The 680-nt window shown below is 35.3% G+C and carries 1 protein-coding gene; it reads left to right on the forward strand.

Annotated features, from left to right (window positions below; all coding sequences use genetic code 11):
• Positions 1-589, forward strand: a 589-nt coding sequence (locus tag EI28_RS12980) for an N-acetylneuraminate synthase family protein (RefSeq protein ID WP_048115506.1), incomplete at its 5' end; no start/stop codon positions are given.
• Between the last annotated feature and the right edge of the window lie 91 nt (positions 590-680).

A 680-nucleotide genomic window follows, 5' to 3' on the forward strand; every position in this document is an offset into this window, starting at 1 on the left:
TGAGATAGAATATGCGCTCAATTTTATTTTGCCAGAGAATATTCCTATAATTATGTATGGAATGCAAAATTTCCCTACGGATCCACATGATGTTAATTTATCTAAAATAGCGAAGTTAAAGGCTATTTACCCTAGTTTCGTTATTGGTTACGCTGATCACACGGTCTATGATGGAAATGGCGACTTAATGATTCAATTAGCATACGCTTTAGGTGCAAGAATATTCGAAAAACACATCACGTTAAAAAAAGGTGAGATCCGAGTGGACTATCAAGCTGCTGTTGACTCAGCTGACGTATTGAAATTACGTACAAGTATTGACACCACAATAAGGGTAATGGGAGATCAGTTCCTGGTCAAATCTAATCAGTCTGAGGATCTGTATCGGAAAAGGGAGAAAAAAATGGTCTATTCCAAAGATCTTGTTAAAGGAACCATAATAACTGATACTTGCATATCATTCAAAGTACATCCCGTAAAGAGTGATTTTGAACAGAAAGATATACATAAAATAATGGGGAGAGCTCTTTTAAAAGATGTATGCAAAAATGAGTTAGTAAAAATGAACCATATTGGTGATTATGAATAGTGAATGCCCCTTTTCATTTCAGTGAAACGCAATGCCTTATGGGAGAACAAAATGAGGGTCAATAGTTTAGCACTCTTTACAACTGTATATC

It is taken from the genome of Methanoculleus sp. MH98A (assembly GCF_000691865.1).
Classification (GTDB): Archaea; Halobacteriota; Methanomicrobia; order Methanomicrobiales; family Methanoculleaceae; genus Methanoculleus.